Annotated in this window: 15 protein-coding genes; 13 read left to right on the plus strand and 2 right to left on the minus strand. The window is 36.1% G+C overall.

Features of this window, described 5'->3' with window-relative positions:
* The 4 genes from DOK81_RS01935 to DOK81_RS01950 all read left to right on the plus strand — a co-directional run.
* A partial coding sequence (locus DOK81_RS01935; RefSeq protein ID WP_206907595.1) for a hypothetical protein occupies positions 1 to 1,351 on the plus strand: 1,351 nt, incomplete at its 5' end.
* A 292-nt stretch (positions 1,352 to 1,643) separates the two neighbouring features.
* The gene (locus DOK81_RS01940) at positions 1,644 to 2,963 is read left to right on the plus strand and encodes a glycosyltransferase family 2 protein (protein WP_206907597.1); all 1,320 of its coding nucleotides are present in this window, start codon (positions 1,644 to 1,646) and stop codon (positions 2,961 to 2,963) included.
* 103 nt (positions 2,964 to 3,066) lie between these two features.
* Positions 3,067 to 4,161: a UDP-N-acetylglucosamine 2-epimerase (non-hydrolyzing) gene (gene wecB / locus DOK81_RS01945; RefSeq protein WP_277988506.1), complete on the plus strand. Its 1,095-nt coding sequence runs from the start codon at positions 3,067 to 3,069 to the stop codon at positions 4,159 to 4,161.
* A 37-nt stretch (positions 4,162 to 4,198) separates the two neighbouring features.
* Entirely contained in the window at positions 4,199 to 5,701 is a 1,503-nt protein-coding gene (locus DOK81_RS01950; RefSeq protein WP_206907601.1) for a helix-turn-helix domain-containing protein, read from the plus strand.
* 64 nt (positions 5,702 to 5,765) lie between these two features.
* Here DOK81_RS01950 and nrdG read toward each other — a convergent pair whose 3' ends face one another.
* Both nrdG and nrdD read right to left on the minus strand, forming a co-directional pair.
* A complete protein-coding gene (nrdG, locus tag DOK81_RS01955; protein WP_206907603.1) occupies positions 5,766 to 6,368 on the minus strand; it encodes an anaerobic ribonucleoside-triphosphate reductase activating protein in 603 nt (200 codons plus the stop codon).
* A 150-nt stretch (positions 6,369 to 6,518) separates the two neighbouring features.
* Entirely contained in the window at positions 6,519 to 8,702 is a 2,184-nt protein-coding gene (nrdD, locus tag DOK81_RS01960) for an anaerobic ribonucleoside-triphosphate reductase (RefSeq protein ID WP_206907605.1), read from the minus strand.
* Between the two features lie 305 nt (positions 8,703 to 9,007).
* On the opposite strand from nrdD, the gene DOK81_RS01965 reads away from it, so the two are divergent.
* The 9 genes from DOK81_RS01965 to DOK81_RS02005 all read left to right on the plus strand — a co-directional run bounded on the left by DOK81_RS01965 (position 9,008) and on the right by DOK81_RS02005 (position 18,862).
* Positions 9,008 to 9,775: an ABC transporter ATP-binding protein gene (locus DOK81_RS01965; protein ID WP_206907607.1), complete on the plus strand. Its 768-nt coding sequence runs from the start codon at positions 9,008 to 9,010 to the stop codon at positions 9,773 to 9,775.
* Entirely contained in the window at positions 9,765 to 11,849 is a 2,085-nt protein-coding gene (locus DOK81_RS01970) for an ABC transporter permease (RefSeq protein ID WP_206907608.1), read from the plus strand. The genes DOK81_RS01965 and DOK81_RS01970 overlap by 11 nt, the downstream gene beginning before the upstream one ends.
* 301 nt (positions 11,850 to 12,150) lie before the next feature.
* On the plus strand, positions 12,151 to 12,300 hold the full coding sequence (locus DOK81_RS01975) for a teichoic acid D-Ala incorporation-associated protein DltX (protein ID WP_206907609.1): 150 nt from the start codon (positions 12,151 to 12,153) through the stop codon (positions 12,298 to 12,300).
* A gap of 10 nt (positions 12,301 to 12,310) precedes the next feature.
* A complete protein-coding gene (gene dltA, locus DOK81_RS01980) occupies positions 12,311 to 13,825 on the plus strand; it encodes a D-alanine--poly(phosphoribitol) ligase subunit DltA (RefSeq protein WP_206907610.1) in 1,515 nt (504 codons plus the stop codon).
* Positions 13,822 to 15,027 (plus strand): D-alanyl-lipoteichoic acid biosynthesis protein DltB, encoded by a 1,206-nt coding sequence (gene dltB, locus DOK81_RS01985; protein ID WP_206907611.1) that lies wholly within the window; start codon positions 13,822 to 13,824, stop codon positions 15,025 to 15,027. Before dltA ends, dltB begins: the two co-directional genes overlap by 4 nt.
* Before the next feature lie 50 nt (positions 15,028 to 15,077).
* On the plus strand, positions 15,078 to 15,311 hold the full coding sequence (gene dltC / locus DOK81_RS01990; RefSeq protein ID WP_206907612.1) for a D-alanine--poly(phosphoribitol) ligase subunit DltC: 234 nt from the start codon (positions 15,078 to 15,080) through the stop codon (positions 15,309 to 15,311).
* A 2-nt stretch (positions 15,312 to 15,313) separates the two neighbouring features.
* Positions 15,314 to 16,573: a D-alanyl-lipoteichoic acid biosynthesis protein DltD gene (gene dltD / locus DOK81_RS01995; RefSeq protein ID WP_206907614.1), complete on the plus strand. Its 1,260-nt coding sequence runs from the start codon at positions 15,314 to 15,316 to the stop codon at positions 16,571 to 16,573.
* 393 nt (positions 16,574 to 16,966) lie between these two features.
* Positions 16,967 to 18,046, plus strand: coding sequence for a M42 family metallopeptidase (locus DOK81_RS02000; protein WP_206907615.1), 1,080 nt, complete (start codon positions 16,967 to 16,969; stop codon positions 18,044 to 18,046).
* Positions 18,047 to 18,049: 3 nt separating this feature from the next.
* Complete coding sequence (locus DOK81_RS02005; protein WP_206907618.1) at positions 18,050 to 18,862, plus strand: DUF975 family protein; 813 nt, start codon at positions 18,050 to 18,052, stop codon at positions 18,860 to 18,862.
* Positions 18,863 to 18,902 lie beyond the last annotated feature (40 nt).

Consider the following 18,902-nt stretch of genomic DNA (forward strand, 5'->3'; position numbering starts at 1 on the left):
AGCGATAAACGAAGTCAAAAAAACAGATACAAAATTGACAGGGAACGTAAACGAACAAGATGTTGAAGCAGGACGCACGTATGAACTAAAAGCGACACTGAACGACAAAGAAATCGGAACGATCAAAGTGGAAGCCGGTAAAGAATTCAGCATGGACTTACCAGAAGGCACGACCTTAAACGAAGGAGACAAAGTAGCCGTCCAAGTCGTTGGTCATCAAGCAGGTAAAGAAGACAAAGTGAGTGAACAAGCGAAACAAACTGTAGTTGATGGAACCAACTGGTCAGACTGGCAAGTAAATGCGCCAACGTTGAACGAAGTCAAAACAACAGATACAAAATTGACAGGGAACGTAAACGAACAAGATGTTGAAGCAGGACGCACGTATGAATTAAAAGCGACACTGAACGACAAAGAAATCGGAACGATCAAAGTGGAAGCCGGTAAAGAATTCAGCATGGACTTACCAGAAGGCACGACCTTAAATGAAGGAGACAAAGTAGCCGTCCAAGTCGTTGGTCATCAAGCAGGTAAAGAAGATAAATCAAGTAAAACAGTTGAACAAGTCGTTCAATCCATCAAACATCCTACGATTTCTGAATTTGACAAGGGGTATTGGCGTAATTATGGTCTAGTTTTTGAAGGGAAGATTGACAATGAAGATTGGGATTTATCTGATGCTTCTCATATTCAAAAACAAGGATTAATCTACGATGAATCAGGTAAAGTCGTCAAAGAAATGCCAGCAGCTAACCATAACTGGTACGATCCAGCGAGATACAATGGGTATCAAGTCATTGTCGACAATGATGTATTAGGTGAATTAGTAGCTGGAAATTACACGATTGGTATGCGCGTGACAATTGATGGACAAGTAATGGACGAATTACCATTACAAATCAAACCACAAATGACACGAATGGGTCCTATCCATAATGATTTCAATGATTTAGAACAAGTAACGTTAAAACAAAATACCATCAAACCGGGTGTCATCAATAACACTCCAGGTTTCAATGTGTCAACTTCAAGTGAGACAGAAGAAGTTCATTTGTTTAATAAATATTGGAATGATGAAGATCAATTAGTTTTTGATGGTTACTTCATGAACGTTGCGCATCAAGGCACAACTAAAAAATTACAGATTACTGACAAAAAAGGTCAAGAAGTCTATCAAAAAGCAGAACTCGAAGCCGCACCAGATTCATGGGGTGTTCCGACCGGTGTTGCTGATGATGATACATTCCAAGCAATCATCCCAATCGAATTCCGTGATCAAAGTCAATATGATTATACGATTTCCTTAATAACAGAAGATGGAACTGAAGTTTTCACACATCCACTAGTATAGTTATTTTAAGACTAATTGAAGTAACCATATAGTAGAAGTAAGCCGGACAATTCAAAAATATTTCCTTATTTTTGAATTGTCTTGCTCTATTTCTTGCTGAAATAAGCAAATGTTTATAGAGATTCAGTATATGAAATAAGTAAACATGTGGATAAAAAGGATTTTATGTGTCGATGTAGAGCAATGACTGTTCACAGTTTTAGCTAATAAAATGAATAAAAAGATTTATTCGCAGAGTTGCGACAAGACGTTTGTCACAACTCTTTTTCTATGAAAAGAAAGAGGAGAAAGAATGTTTAACCTACCAAATTATGCGTTTTTACCAATGAAATGGCTAGCAATTTTCATGGTCATTATTGTTTTTGCCAACTTGATTTATTTTACCACGCTCTCCATTTTCGGGTTAAAAAAACCAAGACGTGACTATAAATTAGTACTAGATCAAAAGAGATTTGTCTTCGTCGTACCTGCTCATAATGAAGAAGCTGTGATTGGTCCCACGGTCAAAAGCTTAGTAGATCAGAATTATGACCCAAAATTATTTGATATCGTAGTGATTGCGGACAACTGTACAGATCAAACGATTGATGTCGTCCAATCTTATCCACGAGCAACTGTTTTTGAAAATGTTTCTGGACCAGAAGATCCACGAGGTAAGCCACATGCAATTGCTCGATATGTAGAAACAAACCATTGGAAATCTTATGATTACATTGCATTTATTGATGCCGATAATATTGTTGATCCAAATTACTTAAGAGAAATGAATTCACAGATTATAGCTTATCCAGAATTAACTGTTATTCAAGGATATTTAGGCATGAAAAACGTTCGTTCCTCAATTACAGCTTCTGGCTACGCTGCAGTGTATTTTATTACAAATCGTGCTGTTCAAGCAGCAAACTATTTATTAGGATGGAATGCAGCTATTGGCGGGACAGGGTTTATTCTTGATACCAATTATTTAGCAGAACATGGGTGGAATCCGCGAAGCTATACGGAGGATTTTGAATTACAAGTTGAACTTTCGATTGCCGGGAAACGCAGCGGTTGGAATCACTTTGCGGTTGTTCACGATGAAAAGCCTGACTCCTTGATTGCAAGCCATCATCAACGAACACGATGGGCACAAGGACACTGGTATGTTGCATTTACAACAACTTGGCGACAGATTCTTTCACTTTTCAAATCAAAAAGTTTAACTGAACTCTTAAGTAAAGTAGAAACACTTTTTTATTCTTATTCTATGGTGAGACCGGTAGCAATGCTAGTGATTTTATTTTTAAGTTTGATTGACAAACGAATTTTAGAATACTTGCCAAATTTATTTTCGCTATTAACATTCTGGTTGAGCATTGAAGCATTGAATTTCTTGATTATCCCAATCGTCTATTTTTCTGAAGAAGCAAAAGAATATTTTGCAGATGAAAAGGGAATCATCAAAAAAATTATTTTTTTCATCCGCTTAGTTATTGCCTTTATTTATAATTCAATCACTTACATGGCTGCCCAACTAGTAGGATTTTGTACATGGTTCAAACCACAAAATAAATGGAATAAAACAGTTCATAAGGCAACATTCGATCGAACAAAAGAGGAGGCTGCTGAATGAAGAAAAAATGGATAAAAAACTTAGAATTTCTTGTAGTAGTTGTTTTACTACTAGGCTTTTTTTATTTGTCAATTTAGAAAGGAAGTTAAATTTGATTAAAATCATGACCGTTTTTGGTACACGTCCCGAAGCAATCAAAATGTTACCAATTGTAAAAGAAATCGAAAAGCATCAAGAAAAATTTAAAGGAATTACTGTTGTTACTGGGCAACACCGGGAAATGTTGGATCAAGTTCTATCAGTATTTGAAGTAAAACCAGATTATGATTTAGCTCTGATGAATAAAAATCAGACATTAGCAGATATAACTATTGGAATTATTACTGAATTAGACAGTATACTAATGATAGAACAACCGGATATCATTTTAGTCCATGGTGATACAACAACGACTTTTGCCGCTAGCTTGTCTGCTTTTTATCATCAAATCCCAATTGGGCATGTAGAAGCCGGCTTGAGAACTTGGGATAAATATAGTCCGTTTCCTGAAGAAATGAATCGCCAACTAACTGATGTGTTAAGTGATTTTTATTTTGCTCCAACAAATATAAGTAAAGAAAATTTGCTAAAAGAAAATCATCGAGCTGATCGTATTTTTGTTACAGGAAATACAGTGATTGATGCTTTGAGCTACTCTATTACACCAGACTATACCCACGAAATCTTAACAAAGTTAAATACAGATCATAAGTTTATTTTATTGACGATGCATCGCAGAGAAAATCAAGGACAACCGATGGTCAACGTTTTTCTAGCAATCAAACAATTAGTAGAACGCCATCCTGAGTTTGAAGTGGTGTTTCCTGTACATCTTAGTCCAAAAGTTCAGTCAATCGCTGAGCAATATTTAGCTGATGTGGAACGAGTGCATCTCATCGAACCATTGAACATGGTTGATTTTCATAATTTAGCTGCTAGAAGTTATTTGATTCTAACAGACTCAGGTGGTGTACAAGAAGAAGCTCCTTCATTACAGAAACCTGTTTTAGTTTTACGCCAAGAAACGGAACGCCCAGAAGGAGTGGCTGCGGGTACTTTAAAAATCATAGGAACTGAGACAGAGAATGTTTTACTAGAAACAGAAAAGTTGATCTTAGATCCACAAGCATATGATGAAATGGCAACAGCTAAAAACCCGTATGGAGACGGGCACTCTTCTGCCCGGATCTTAACAATTATCGAGGAAAACTTTACTTGAGAATTGTTAGAATAAATGGTACTTGGAGGAGATAAACATGTATGAGCTTTTTTTGAATAAAAAAAATGAAGGAAAACTAGCAATCTATAAATTTTTACTCTTTTCTAAGAATGGTCGAACAGAAGAAGAAATAATGAACGAGTTTTTCTTGAGCAAAACGACATTTAGACGCTATATGAATGAGTTAGAAAATGATTTGCAGACGATTTTCCAAATGGGTGTGATGATCCAATACAATTCGTTTGGTAATCTAATGATCACGCGTTCAATTGAATATACGATTGGGTACACGATTGATCAACTAAGAATTTTATATATCAAAGAAAGTTCACTTTTCCAAGTCTTAACAGCACTTTTTTCTAAAAGTTACTTATCGGTGGATCAATTATCAATTGACTTGAATCTCAGTACACCACATGTTTATAAAAGCTTATCAATGATCAAATTGATTTTAAAAAAATTTGATGGAACGATTTATTTAAGTGAATTTGGTAATTTAGAAGGTAGTGAATTTGGTATTCGTTACTTCTGTTATCTGATTTACTGGAATGTTTTTAAAACGAGTACAGAAAATCCGTTTTCACCGCGTGTACTTCCAGAATTTCTAGATATTGAATACTTGAAGAAGAATATGGGAATCAAGAAAAATCTGACTTTCTCACAAAAAATGAAAATCAGAATGATACAGGCAATTACTTGTTTTCGGATTACCAATCGAAAAAAAGAGTTAGATGTACCAGAAGAATATCTGGTAGATATTCAATTTTTTTATCGTGGCGAAAACCTTTTGAATCTAGAGGGATTCCGAGTAGATGAAGCTACATTAGTAAAAGAGTCAATGGCTTTGAGTTTTTTTATTCGAGGTTTGGTTTTTGATGTTGATACACCAGAAATGAGACGAAAAATTGTCAAAGATTATCAGCAATCAACATTAACAGTTGCTCGATTGACAGAGAATATATTAAATGATTTTCATCAACAGTTTGGCTTTGAGTATCGGAAAGAAATGTATGATGAATCTTATTACTTATTGCTATGTTTTCTTATTTACTGTAAACATATTCACATGGAAGTAGACGAATATTTTGAAAATTCGATTCAGAAAAATGAACGAATAGTTAAGGAAAATCGCAATTTTGAACTTTTTCGGCATAAACTAATACATTTCATTACCAGCTATCAGGAATTTACACAATTATCCACATTAGCGAGTGAACAACTGGCTCACTTGCTTTTTTATATTTATGATTTGAATACATCAACACCTCACGTCAAGGTATTTGTGATGAATAATGGAGCAATTGGTAATGGTTATTTGATTAAGAATGGTATCCAAGAAGTTTTTAATGCGGATATTTTACGAATTGTCGAAGATCCAGAAGAAGCAGACTTGATTATTTCTGATGTTTACGAAGGTGTAGAGGTAAAGGCAGAACGATTTTATTTTAATAATATTTATGATGAAAAAAATTGGGAAGGACTGATTCAGTACCTTTCAGAATTTATCTTTCAGAAAATATTTTTTAAAGATTCAATTTAGAAAAACAAAAACCCACTACCAGAATTGATTGAATGATCAATTTTAGTAGCGGGTGTTCTTTTTGTTAGATTAGGTCTTGTTTTTTGATCTGTTCGTATGTTTGAGTAGCATCGAAACATTTTTCCCAGATAACTACTTTCTTTTGTGCTAAAGATTTTTGAACATCGACAATTCGTTGGTTACTGCTTCCACGAAATTGTAGCTTCAAGTCACGTTTAGAAAGATCGAAACGACCATCGACTAAGATATCAATTTCTGCTAACAAAGCTAACTTGTCTTCAGAATCTTGTAACAATTCATCAAACGTATAACCAGTCCAAGACCAGATATCTTTCGCATGACCAAACTCTTGACGGATTCGGCGAACAACTTGCAAACAAACATCTGTATTCAAAAAAGGTTCACCACCAAGCAGAGTCAAACCTTGAACATAATCATGGCGTAGATCTTCAATTATTTTTTCTTCTAGTTCTTGAGTGAATGGTTTCCCATAGTGGAAATTTTGAGCTGCTTTATTGAAACAACCTTCGCAAGCAAATAGGCAACCACTGACGTACAAACTATTCCGGACGCCCTCACCATCGACAAAATTAAATGCTTTATAGTCAGCAATATAATTTTGACTATACTCTTCAGCTAACCATTCTTTTGGTTTTGGATTTCTCATCAAAACACTTCTTTCTCCTATAATATAAGTTCTTGTACTCTAGCTAACAAAGCAGTTTAAGTGTTAGTAGAAAAGTGCTTATCAAAAAAGTTGTGACAAAAAGTAATTTGACTTTTATCACAACTTTCAGTTTTACACTAAGTTAGTGGATTACTTCATGTGTTTTACACGAGAAGAAATTTCTTTATGACGTCCATGAACCATTGGGCGAGCTTGAGGATTACCCAAATAACCACAAGTCCGTTTCACCACGTCACAAGTTTTTGGATCATGGTTACCACATTCAGGACATTCAAAGCCACGTTCTGTTGGGGTAAAATCACCTTCAAAACCACATTCATAGCAATGATCAATTGGTGTGTTTGTTCCAAGATAGCCAACTTTGTCATAAGCAAAATCCCAAACAGCTTCCAATGCTTTTGGATTTTGTTGCAACATTGGATACTCACAGTAGTGGATGAACCCACCAGAACAATATTGTGGGTAATCTTTTTCAAAATCAAGTTTTTCAAAAGGTGTTGGATTTTTGCGAACATCATAATGGAAACTATTTGTGTAATATTCTTTATCTGTAATATTATCGACGAGACCAAATTTTTCCGTATCTAAACGACAGAAACGATCGGTCAAACTTTCACTTGGTGTTGAATAGACACTAAAGTGATAACCATATTCATCGCCCCAATGATCTGCATTGGCTTTTAACTTTTTAAGAATAGCTAAAGTGAATTCTTTTGCTTCCGGATTTGTTTCCCATTCGCCACCGTAAAAAGCAGAGGCTACTTCATACAATCCAATGTAGCCAAGGGAAACAGTTGCCCGACGATTTTTAAAGAGTTCATCCACAGCATCTGTACGTGAAAGACGTTTACCGAAAGCCCCGTACATATATAGAATTGGCGCATTTGCAGGGATAGCTTCTTTACAACGTTCTACGCGATAAACCAAGGCATCCTTCATGATTTCAAGACGATCAGCTAATAGTTGCCAAAACTTTTCTTGACTTCCTTTTGCTTCCATTGCAATTCGAGGTAAGTTTAGCGTGACTACACCTAGATTCATGCGCCCCACATTGATTTCTGTTCCATTTTCGTCTTTCCATCCTTGTAAGAATGAGCGACAACCCATTGGGACTTTGAAACTACCTGTTAGTTCAACGATTTTGTCATAATTTAAAATATCTGGGTACATCCGTTTGGTTGCACATTCCAAAGCTAATTCTTTAATATCATAGTTTGGATCCGTTGGCGCAAGATTCACGCCAGCTTTGAGTGTAAAAATGAGTTTTGGAAAAATGGCTGTTCGTTTTTCGCTTCCAAGTCCATTGATTCGAATTTGTAAAATAGCCTTTTGAATTTCACGTTCAAACCAATTTTCACCAAGTCCAAAGCCAAGAGAGGTGAAAGGTGTTTGTCCATTAGAGGTAAACAAGGTATTGATTTCATATTCTAAACTTTGCATTGCATCAAAGATATCTTTTTTTGTTTTTGCTTTGGCGTAAGCTTCTTGTCGTTCTGTTGTTTCGACCCATTCTTGTGCATCTTTTAAATGTTTTTGATAATTTAATTCAGCAAATGGCGCAAGTAGTTCATCTGTGCGATCAGCCGAACAACCACCATACTGACTAGAAGCTACATTGGCGATGATTTGTGAGATTTGGGCAGTTGCTGTTTGAATCGATTTTGGTGATTCAACTTCAGCATTCCCAATTTTAAAACCATTATTTAACATGCCTTTAAAGTCAATCAAACAACAATTGGTCATTGGTGTATATGGATGATAGTCCAAATCATGATAATGGATATCGCCTTTTTGATGGGCATTGGCAATATGAGGAGGTAACATTTTCAAACCAATTGACTTACCAACGATTCCAGCAGTCAGATCACGTTGCGTATTAAAAACATTACTGTCTTTATTCGCATTTTCATTGACAACTGTTTGATCCTTGTTGATCAATTTTTCAATGGAAAAGTTGATATCAGTTGCTTTGCTACGTTCAAAATCACGTCGTGTACGATAACGGATATATTCTTCAGCAAGTTCATATTCATTTTTTTCAAGTAGAATGTGCTCAACGATATTTTGAACTTCATAGATTTTGACATTTTCAACAAAACGGCTCTTGATTTCGGCGACAACTAAGTCAACGATTGACTGAATCCGTTCATAGGCAAGGGGAGACAAAGAGCCATGAATTTTCTTCTCAGCTTTGACTAATGCTTCATTGATTTTTTGTTCATCAAAGTCGACGTGACGACCATCACGTTTAATGATTTTGATTGTGGGTGATTGTACTTCGTTGGCTGGCATTTCTTTATAGTTTACCTTCATCTTCTCAACTCCTACTAAATTCTTCTTGTCTATCATAAAACAAATTAATAAAACGGGCAACTATATGTAGGGGGTTATTTGATGTATAAACAAGTGAATATACCATATATGGTGTATATTCCTTTGTGAAAAAAAGTGAAAACGTGCAAACACAGGATTTATAAAATGAATAAAAAAAGCAAAAAAAAAATAAAAAAACATTTTTTTTGCTCAAAGTGACAAAAACTAAAGAGAAAAAAACAAAAGACTATGCTACGATGCAAGTATAATAAAAGTAGTGAGGAATATTTTAGGAGGGCAAACATATGGAACGAATGATTGAGGTGAAGCATCTCAGTAAAATTTATGGAAATAAATTAGCGCCCGTCAAAGTACTAGACAATCTTTCTTTTACTGTGGACGAAGGAGAATTCGTAGGAATTATGGGTCCAAGTGGTGCAGGGAAAACAACTTTGATGAATATCTTATCGACGATCAGTTTGCCAACTATGGGAAGTGTCACGATTGAAGGAAAAGAAATCACTAAAATGAAGAGTAGTCAGCTTAGTGATTTTAGACGAAAGCAATTAGGTTTTATTTTTCAGGAGTTTAACTTAGTTGATACATTGAATGCCAAAGATAATATTTTATTGCCTTTAGCAGTGGAACGGATGCCAAAAGAAGAAATGGAGCGGCGTGTCTTACATGTTGCACAATTGCTAGACATTGAAGAAATCATGAAACGCTATCCAGATGAATTATCGGTCGGGCAACGTCAACGAATTGCGGCGGCACGTGCCTTAGTTGTTCATCCAAAAGTTATTTTTGCAGATGAACCAACAGGCTCACTTGATTCAAAGTCAGCAACAGAATTATTAAATTATTTAACATTGATGAATCAAAAAGAAAAGGCAACTGTGTTAATGGTAACTCATGATCCTTATACCGCAAGTTATTGTAATCGCATTTTATTTATCAAAGATGGTGTGATTTTTTCTGAAGTTGTTCGTCGCGGCTCGCGAAGTGAATTTTTTGAAAAAGTGATCGATATGCAAGCGACAATCGGGGGAGGTGGCAAGATCAATGCTATATAAGTTGGCTGCCAGAAGTTTATTTAGACAGTCGCGGGGGTACTTGATTTATTTTTTTAGTCTGACTTTTTCAGTCATGATTTACTATTCTTTTAATTCGATGACGTACGATCAATCGTTAGTTCGCCGTGCGAGTCAAGACGGATCGATTGATGGTGCACTCGGTTTTGGAACGTTTATGATTACGTTGGTGTTACTATTTTTTGTTTATAGTGCGAATCGTTTTTTTCTAAATCGTCGTGAAAAAGAAATTGCTATCTATCAATTGTTTGGGGTAAGTAAGTTTCAAATTTCTTCGATCTATCTGATTGAGACGATGGTAATTGGTCTATTCTCTTGTGTGACAGGTATTTTGTTAGGGATTGTTTTTTCAAAACTTTTTCAAATGATTTTAGTTCGAATGATGCGAATGCAAATCGATAGTCCATTTTTTGTTGCTTGGTCGTCCATCGTTGATACATTGGTTGTATTTTTTCTGATTATTTTGATTGTGTCGGTGCATTCTACTTGGAAAATTTGGCGTTACCCAATGATCCAAAGTTTTGGAAATGCAGAGCGAGTAGTTAGTAAAAAAATGCGTTTACGAACCAGACACCGTTTGCTGGGCATCATCGGATTGTTTCTATTGACAAGCGGTTATTTTGGCGCAATTCATTTTCGCGAGTATTTAACGTGGTTAGTAGAAAATGGCGCTCAGTTTGGCTTGATTTTTAGTTATCCATTTTTAATTTTTTTATTATGTGTGATTGGAACGTATCTCTTTTTCTGTTTTTCATTACGTTTCTTACTGAATAGTTTGAGCAAATGGAGGGTTGGTTACCGTGGAATCAATTTGTTGATGATTGGCAATACACAGATTCATTTGATGAAGGGGTGGCGAACAAGTTCCTTGATTACATTGATCTTAGGTGTTTCTTTAGCAACTATTGGTGGTGTAACTTCTTTAGCTACCTTAGTTATTCATACAACGGATATTGAGAATGCAACAGATTATCAATTGGACGCTCAGACAGCGGAGTTTATTGCGCCGATTTTGGCCAAAGAAAAGCAAAAAATTACCCAAGAAATGGTTTTGAACTATAAAGTAGTTGGAAGTGTACATGATTTTCGTTTAGGGCAGGTAGAAGACGGGCAAGAGTTTCAATTGGTAAATTTAATTACAGAAAAAGAATATCAAAACTTCCGAAAAATGAATCCTCGATTACCAAAGATCCAGTTGAAGTCAGATAACCACACTATATTATTGGATGAGATCCAGTCTTTAGTGAGAAATATCTCGATTTACGGGAAAAGAATCTATCTACCGAATCAAACGGCTTTGAAAATCCAATCGATTCGTCCGGACATGCTAGGTGAAAGCATGATGCGCTATAGTGGCCCAACGCTAATTGTCAGTGAAAAAATTTATCAAGCAACGCAAGGCGCAGCGTATCAAGTTGTTCATTGGAATGTAACTGGTGGAAATAATGAAGCAATCAATGAGATTTTGGATCGGAAAGTTGAAATTAATTGGAATCATTCTGTTGAGTATCAATATGAGATCGAGCAGCAAAAATTGTCTGGAGAAATCGTTGCAAAAACGACAGAAGATGACGAGGGATTTGAGGATAGTTCAACGGAAGATTTTACTGATACAAGTAAAGAAACAGGGCAGTCCGCGCGCTTGAATTTTACAGCAAGGTATCCACAGATGCGTTCAGTTTATCGTCAAACGGGTAGTTACACGTTTGTTTCGCTATTTGTTGGGATGATTGTTGTTATTACGACTGGTAGTATCTTAATGGTCCGGCAGTTAGCAGAAGCGGAGGAAGAAAAAGGTAATTATCATTTACTTACGAAATTAGGTATTCCACAAAAAAGAGTAAGTTTGATGATCTATGGTCAAAATGCGATTACTTTTTTCCCATCAATGATTTTAGGTATTTTACATGCTGTTTTTGCAATCAATGTCTTCGCTCAATATATTAAGACGGCGGATTACTGGCTTGCTTATCTTGTCTGTGGATTGTTAGTAGTTGTCTATATGTTGCTCTATGTGATTACTTGTCGTTGGTACTATCGAATTATCAAAGAATAAAATATAAAACGAATCTCACAGCACTTTTATCGATGGACAGTCGGTAGGAGTGCTGTTTTTTGTTCGACGAATAGAAGAAGAGGAAGAAACTGTTCGTGTGGGAAATGACAAAAATTAAATTTTTTTGAAGTAAATGAAAAAATTTCTGTCAATTGCTATTTATTTCTTTGTACAGAATCCTTATTTTTCAATCTTGTGACAAAAGTGTTAGCCTGAAATCGCTTATCGTAAGCTAGATAGATGTTCCCTTAGACGAAAAATCGTTAAAATTTCTGTAGAAGTTTGATATGGAGGTGTTTTGATGAAGAAGTGGTGGGCACAACCTCAAGTTAATTATTGGGGGAAATTTTTCATTCGCACCCTTTTTTATGGTTTGATATTCCTTGCATTGATTTATTTGTATCACTATAAAAATATCCAAGGAGGATCCTTTATCTACAATGAGTTTTAGGAGGGACATCATGAACGTTAGCACAATCATTGAAGCAATCGATCGCTGGGGCATAACTGAGCCTGAACGCGTGGCTTATCGCACAGCGCATGAAGAGTACACATATGGAAAATTGAAAGCAGCATCTGATGCATTTGCACATTATTTGGAAGTCAATATAGATGATAGAGAACCAATCGTCGTATTTGGTAATTTAGAATTTGAAATGCTGGTTGCTTTTTTAGGAGCTGTCAAAGCGGGACACGCGTATTTGCCAATTGAAGAGCAGACACCCCAAGAACGAATCGAAGCCATTTTAATGGTGGCGCAACCGACCTTGGTTGTAGGTTTAGGTGAGTGGCCAGAAGTGTTGAATCAACAGCCAGTTTTAACAAAAAAAGAGTTTGTTTCTATTGTTGAGGAAAAAGTTTCATTTCAGCCTAGTCATCCAGTAGAAATGACAGAAAACTTTTATATTATTTTTACTTCAGGAACAACGGGACAGCCAAAAGGCGTTCAAATCAGTCACGATAATTTAAAAAGTTTTGTGGAATGGACATTAACTGATTTTACTATCCATCCTGGCATGCGTTTTTTAGCGCAAGCGCCCTTTTCATTTGATTTATCAGTCTTCTCCATTTATCCTGCATTGGTTTCTGGCGGAATACTTGTTCCATTGGCAAAAGCAATTATTCAAGATTTCAAGCAATTATTCCAGACTTTGCCACAGTTAAAATTGGAAACATGGGTTTCGACACCCTCCTTCATAGATATTTGTTTGATGGAACCGCAATTTGATGAACAGCATGTTCCTGAGTTGAAGCAATTTATTTTTTGTGGAGAAGAGCTGACGAAAAAAACAGCGCAAGAGTTATTGAAACGATTCCCAAGCGCAGCAATTTACAACACCTATGGTCCAACTGAAGCTACAGTTGCGATTTCCAGTGTTCAAGTTACGCAAGCGGTGTTGGATATGTATGAACGGATTCCAATTGGAAAAGTGAAATCAGATACAAAAGTTACGATTTTTGCAGAAGATCAGCCTTGTACAGTTGGAGAAACAGGTGAAATCATTATTTCAGGGCCGAGCGTTTCAAAAGGTTATTTGAATAACCCAGAAAAAACGGAAGCAGCATTCTTTGAATATGAAAATCAGGCAAGCTACCGAACAGGCGATGCAGGAAGTTTGACTGCAGATGGCATGCTTTTGTATGAAGGCCGTTTGGATTTTCAAGTCAAGTTACATGGTTATCGAATTGAACTTGGTGACATTGAACATTATTTAGGAATGAATCCAACTATTAAACAAGCAGTAGTGGTACCTAAATATCAAGGAGCCAAGGTTCAGCAGTTGGTAGCGTTCATCGTTTTAGAACAAGAAATCGAGCCATCGTTTCAGTTGACGAAAGCTATCAAGCAAGAGCTAGGAAAATCGGTGATGGAGTACATGATTCCACAAAAAATCAACTATCTTGAACAATTGCCACAAACACCAAACGATAAAATCGATCGTAAGAAATTACTTGCTGAGGTGAATCCAACATGACGATCCCTCACATGATTCCTTATGCGCAACCACTCTACTTTTTGCTATTGTTGGTGGCATTAGCACCGATCATTTTTTCTTTACTCGTGCGGAACAAGCGATTACCGATTTATCAAGCAATTGTCACTTTCTTTTTCTTATTCATTAGCTTTGGTGGGGCAGATTGGCGGCAAGGAGTGGCTTTGTTTGGCTATGTTATCTGGCAAGTCGTTTTAGTGTGGCTTTATTTCAACTATCGACAGAAAAAGAATGAAACAGGTTGGTTTTACTTGGCAGTATTTTTGGCAATTGCACCTTTGACGATTACTAAAATCATGCCATTACTGACAAACAAACCAATTTCATTCATCGGATTTTTAGGAATTTCATATCTAACTTTTAAATCCGTTCAGATGATTATGGAAATTCGCGATGGCATGATCAAAGAGTATCATCCGCTACGTTATATTCAATTTTTGCTTTTTTTTCCAACTATTTCATCAGGACCAATCGACCGCTATCGTCGGTTTGAAAAAGACGAATTGCAAGCACCAAATGTTGAAAAGTATGTTGAACTGTTAGGAAAAGGTGTCCAAAACATTTTTGTTGGTTTTCTTTACAAATTTATTATTGGGTATTACTTAGGGCAAATCCTCGAACCAGAGTTGAAACATATGGTGATTCATAATGGCGGGATTTCGTGGGCGTTACTTGGTTACATGTATGTCTATAGTTTGTACCTATTCTTTGATTTTGCTGGGTACAGTTTGTTTGCGATTGGTACGAGTTATCTTATGGGCTATGAAACACCAATCAACTTTAACAAACCGTTTTTATCTTGGAATATCAAAGAGTTTTGGAATCGTTGGCACATGACGTTATCTTTTTGGTTTAGAGATTATATTTATATGCGCCTGATGTTTTTCTTGATGAAGAATAAAGTTTTTAAAAGTAAAATCGTCGCCTCTAATGTTGGATACTTTGTGCTATTTCTAATCATGGGTGTCTGGCATGGGTTAACTTGGTTTTACATTGCTTATGGGATTTACCATGCAACTTTGATTTGCCTAACCGACGCGTGGATTCGTTTCAAGCGCAAGCACAAAGGTCAGTTACCTGCAAACAAGTTGACACACGCATTTGCAGTCTTCTTGACATTTCAGGCAATCTGTTTTGGTTTATTGATTTTTTCAGGAATTTTAAATACCTTACTTTTTGCTTGATCTTTGATTGAAAAAATGAAAATGACATTTATTAAAAGGAGAGAATAAACATGGGAGAACAAATTTTAACAATTTTAACAGATATTACAGGGACAGATGAGGTTCGAAACAATCGTGATATGAATTTATTTGATGAAGGATTACTTGACTCACTTGCAACTGTTCAGCTATTAGTAGAATTAGATGGCGAGTTAGGAATTCAAGTACCCGTTTCTGAATTTGTACGGGAAGAGTGGGCGACTCCAAATAAGATTATTGCACAAGTAGAAAACTTAAAGGATTAATGATGAAAAAGAAACTTTTTGCTATATTTGGACCAGTTGTTTTGGCAATCGCATTATTAGTTTTCTTATTTATCTCGCCCTTTCGTGTGAATGTACATGATCCAAAAGTTATTCATGAAGCAGCTAGTTCAATGTCTGGTAATTTATTGAAGGGAGACGCTATCAAAAACGAAGCGTTAGCCGAAGAAAAATATGTCCCCTTTTTTGGTTCAAGTGAATTGAGTCGAATCAGTCCTTTTCATCCTAGTGTTTTAGCAAAAAAATATCATCGTGACTATGAGCCCTTTTTATTAGGCGCACCAGGTACCCAATCATTTAGTCAATTTATGTTGATGCAATCTGCCGGAAGTCGTTTGAAAGGGAAGAAAGCAGTTTTTATTATCTCTCCTCAATGGTTTGTTAAGAATGGTGTAAGTAAAGATTACTTCAATATGTATTATTCAGAGTTACAAACCTATGATTGGCTTTTTGGATTGAAAAAGGTGACACCAGCTGATCGCTATGTCGCTCGTCGATTGTTAAGCTTTCCTAAAGTAACAGAAAATCAAACGCTGACAGAATTGCTCCAAGAAATCAAAGCAGGTCGGCTACCTACTGAGAAAAATCGTAAGAAACTTTATCCTGCTTGGCAACTATTGAAAAGAGAAGATGAATTATTTAGTCCAATTGGTCTAGTTGGAAAACAAAAACGAATTGATCAGGCAACTGGACAATTACCAGAAGTGTATCAAGATGCACAATTGAAAAAATTAGCCACTAAAATTGGAAAAAAATCAACGAACAATAATCCATATGGACTAAAAAATGAATTTTATACGCGTCGAGTGCGTCCAGAAATTGAAAAATTAAAGCAGTCACAGACAAATTGGGATTATTGTTATTCACCAGAATTTTCTGATTTTCAGTTAGTCTTGGAACAACTTGCTAAACAAAAAATGCAAGTGCTGTTTATCATTCCACCGGTGAATGAAAAATGGAGTGCTTACACTGGATTGTCTCAAGAGATGTTACAACAATTTGCGAAAAAAGTGAAATTCCAATTAACCAGTCAAGGATTTAGACAAATTGTTGATCTAACCAAACAAGCAAATACACCCTACTTTATGGAAGACACGATTCATTTAGGTTGGCAAGGTTGGCTAGCTGCCGACCAAAAAATTGCACCGTTTTTAGCAGAAAAGCAAGCGCCAACCCATTACAAGTTGGATAATGCTTTTTATAGTAAAGAGTGGCAACAAAAAGAACCAGATAAGTTAAACTAATAGAGTTTCATTATTAAGTATTGTAAAAAGGTTGTGGCACCAAGCGTTCAGCTTCAAGCAACAAGAAATGCTTTTTCTAAAAATTGCTACTCGTGTTTAGAAAAAAATACTTGTTGTTGAAGAGGTTGTTTGTATAACACCATGAGTAAGGTGGCGAACGAAGTGCCTAGCTTCAATAAACAAGAATGGATTTTCGAAGTTTGCTTCTCAATTTTTTTGTGAAATTCAGATTTATTTTGAAGGAGTTACTTTTTGAACAAAAAAGGAGGTTTGACAAGACTATTGTCATGCCCCTTTTTCTTTTTTTGTACGATTTTCTTGAAAACCTTTTTCTCCATTCTTATAGAGAAATGGTATAATTTAGTTTACTAAATAAGAAAAGAGGGAACGAATTTGGATAAAAAGGAAGAAGAATTACTAATTAAATTGACATCTGCTAAAGGTGTCCCTGGAAATGAAGAAGAAGTGCGTGAAGTCTTCAAAGAATACGCGCAATCATTTGCAGATGATATTTTCTTTGACGGCTTAGGAAGTGTCATTGCAAAACATGGTGCTGGTGGGGGGCCAAAAGTATTTATTTCTGGTCATATGGATGAAGTAGGGTTCATGGTTACAAAAATTACAGAAAAAGGGTTCCTAGAGTTTCAAACACTTGGTGGCTGGTGGGGACAAGTCATGCTTGCACAACAAGTTGAAATCAAAACGCAAGCAGGGGATGTGATCCACGGTGTGATTGGTTCAAAACCGCCCCACGTTTTAACCCCCGCAGTTAGAAATAAACCATATGACATCAAAGATATGTTTATTGATATTGGTGCAACCAGTGACAAGGAAGCCAAAGAGTGGGGCATTCGACCTGGAGATATGATTACACCTTATATTGAATATAAACGATTGAATGGTGGCAAATTTTTATTAGCTAAAGCTTGGGATAACCGAATCGGCACAGCTGTTTCTTTACGTGTTTTAGAGAACTTAGCTAAAGAAGGGCATCCGAATGTTTTATTTGCGGGGAGTGATGTTCAAGAAGAAGTTGGCTTACGTGGTGCACGAACAAGTACTCATTTGGTGAATCCAGATATTGCTTTTGCATTAGACACGGGAACAGCTGGTGATACACCAGGAATGACACCGAAAGAAGCAGATTCTATTTTAGGAAAAGGACCACAAATCTTGATTTTTGATGCGTCAATGATTCCACATAAAAAATTATTGAACTTTGTGATCGATGTGGCAGAAGAACTGGAAATCCCTTTCCAATACACAGTCATTACTGGTGGTGGAACAGATGCAGGTCAAATGCATTTAACAAGAGATGGTGTTCCTTCCGTTGCAATCACTGTTCCGGTTCGCTATTTACATTCCCATACGTCAGTTATTCATGAAGATGACTATTTAAATACAGTCAAATTGGTGACTGAATTAGTCAAACGTCTCGATCATGAAACTGTTGAAAAGATTCGGAGCTATTAATCGATGGATAAAACAGTAAGTATCTCAGACTATCGTGCGCAGGCGCGTACAGCGTTAAAAGAACAGTGGGGCATTAATGCTGGGTTAATCTTCTTGGCTGGCTTGATCTCAGGTATCATTGATATGATTTTTGGGAATATTACTTCTTTTGCTCCTGAGAGTTCGCAAGAAAATATTCTCGGCTTTTTGCTAGATAACTTTTTACTATTTGCATTTACTTATTCGCTTTTGTATATTGCTTTGTTTGTGATGCGTGGTGGGAAGGCAAAAATCAATCTATTATTAGTTGTTTTTCAAAAGGAATACTTTGTACCATTGTTGCTGATCCATTTATTGAATACTGTAGTCAATTGGTTGATTAATTCATTGATTTTTTTACCGACAATCTTAATGTCTGGTGTTCGTTCATATGCCAATCTGATTTTAAATTCATCTGGAACAGTAGCAGTTAGTGTGACGGAGAATGGTTTTCTTGATTTTGGTGTCATTCTTGGCATGTTACTGTTACTTTTTGTCTCAGTTATCGTAATGAACATCGTGGGTGGCTTATTTCAGTTTGCTGTCTGGGCAAAATTTGATTATCCAGAATTAACGGTGATGCAAGCTCTTCGATATGCTTGGTATTTGATGAAGGATCGTTGGATCACTTATATTTTATTGCAGTTGTCATTCGTTGGTTGGTATATTTTAGGGGCGTTGGCGTTGGTCTTTGGATTATTATGGGTCATTGCTTATGTTAACGTAACTGCCGCTGGATTTTATGATCATGCAAGAAATGAAAAAGGCACGCCTGCAGAATATTTTGCACAGGTGTAAGCAGTTTATTCATTGAAAAGATTACTTTTGTGGTAGGATA

This window comes from Enterococcus sp. DIV0660C (assembly GCF_017316125.1).
In the GTDB taxonomy this organism is placed as follows: domain Bacteria; phylum Bacillota; class Bacilli; order Lactobacillales; family Enterococcaceae; genus Enterococcus_B.

Excerpts from the sequence above, each read along its gene's own strand:
- DOK81_RS01940 (WP_206907597.1), top strand. The coding sequence starts at position 1,644 with ATGTTTAACCTACCAAATTATGCGTTTTTACCAATGAAATGGCTAGCA.
- wecB (WP_277988506.1), top strand. The coding sequence starts at position 3,067 with ATGACCGTTTTTGGTACACGTCCCGAAGCAATCAAAATGTTACCAATT.
- DOK81_RS01950 (WP_206907601.1), top strand. The coding sequence starts at position 4,199 with ATGTATGAGCTTTTTTTGAATAAAAAAAATGAAGGAAAACTAGCAATC.
- nrdG (WP_206907603.1), bottom strand. The coding sequence starts at position 6,368 with ATGAGAAATCCAAAACCAAAAGAATGGTTAGCTGAAGAGTATAGTCAA.
- nrdD (WP_206907605.1), bottom strand. The coding sequence starts at position 8,702 with ATGAAGGTAAACTATAAAGAAATGCCAGCCAACGAAGTACAATCACCC.
- DOK81_RS01965 (WP_206907607.1), top strand. The coding sequence starts at position 9,008 with ATGGAACGAATGATTGAGGTGAAGCATCTCAGTAAAATTTATGGAAAT.
- DOK81_RS01970 (WP_206907608.1), top strand. The coding sequence starts at position 9,765 with ATGCTATATAAGTTGGCTGCCAGAAGTTTATTTAGACAGTCGCGGGGG.
- DOK81_RS01975 (WP_206907609.1), top strand. The coding sequence starts at position 12,151 with ATGAAGAAGTGGTGGGCACAACCTCAAGTTAATTATTGGGGGAAATTT.
- dltA (WP_206907610.1), top strand. The coding sequence starts at position 12,311 with ATGAACGTTAGCACAATCATTGAAGCAATCGATCGCTGGGGCATAACT.
- dltB (WP_206907611.1), top strand. The coding sequence starts at position 13,822 with ATGACGATCCCTCACATGATTCCTTATGCGCAACCACTCTACTTTTTG.
- dltC (WP_206907612.1), top strand. The coding sequence starts at position 15,078 with ATGGGAGAACAAATTTTAACAATTTTAACAGATATTACAGGGACAGAT.
- dltD (WP_206907614.1), top strand. The coding sequence starts at position 15,314 with ATGAAAAAGAAACTTTTTGCTATATTTGGACCAGTTGTTTTGGCAATC.
- DOK81_RS02005 (WP_206907618.1), top strand. The coding sequence starts at position 18,050 with ATGGATAAAACAGTAAGTATCTCAGACTATCGTGCGCAGGCGCGTACA.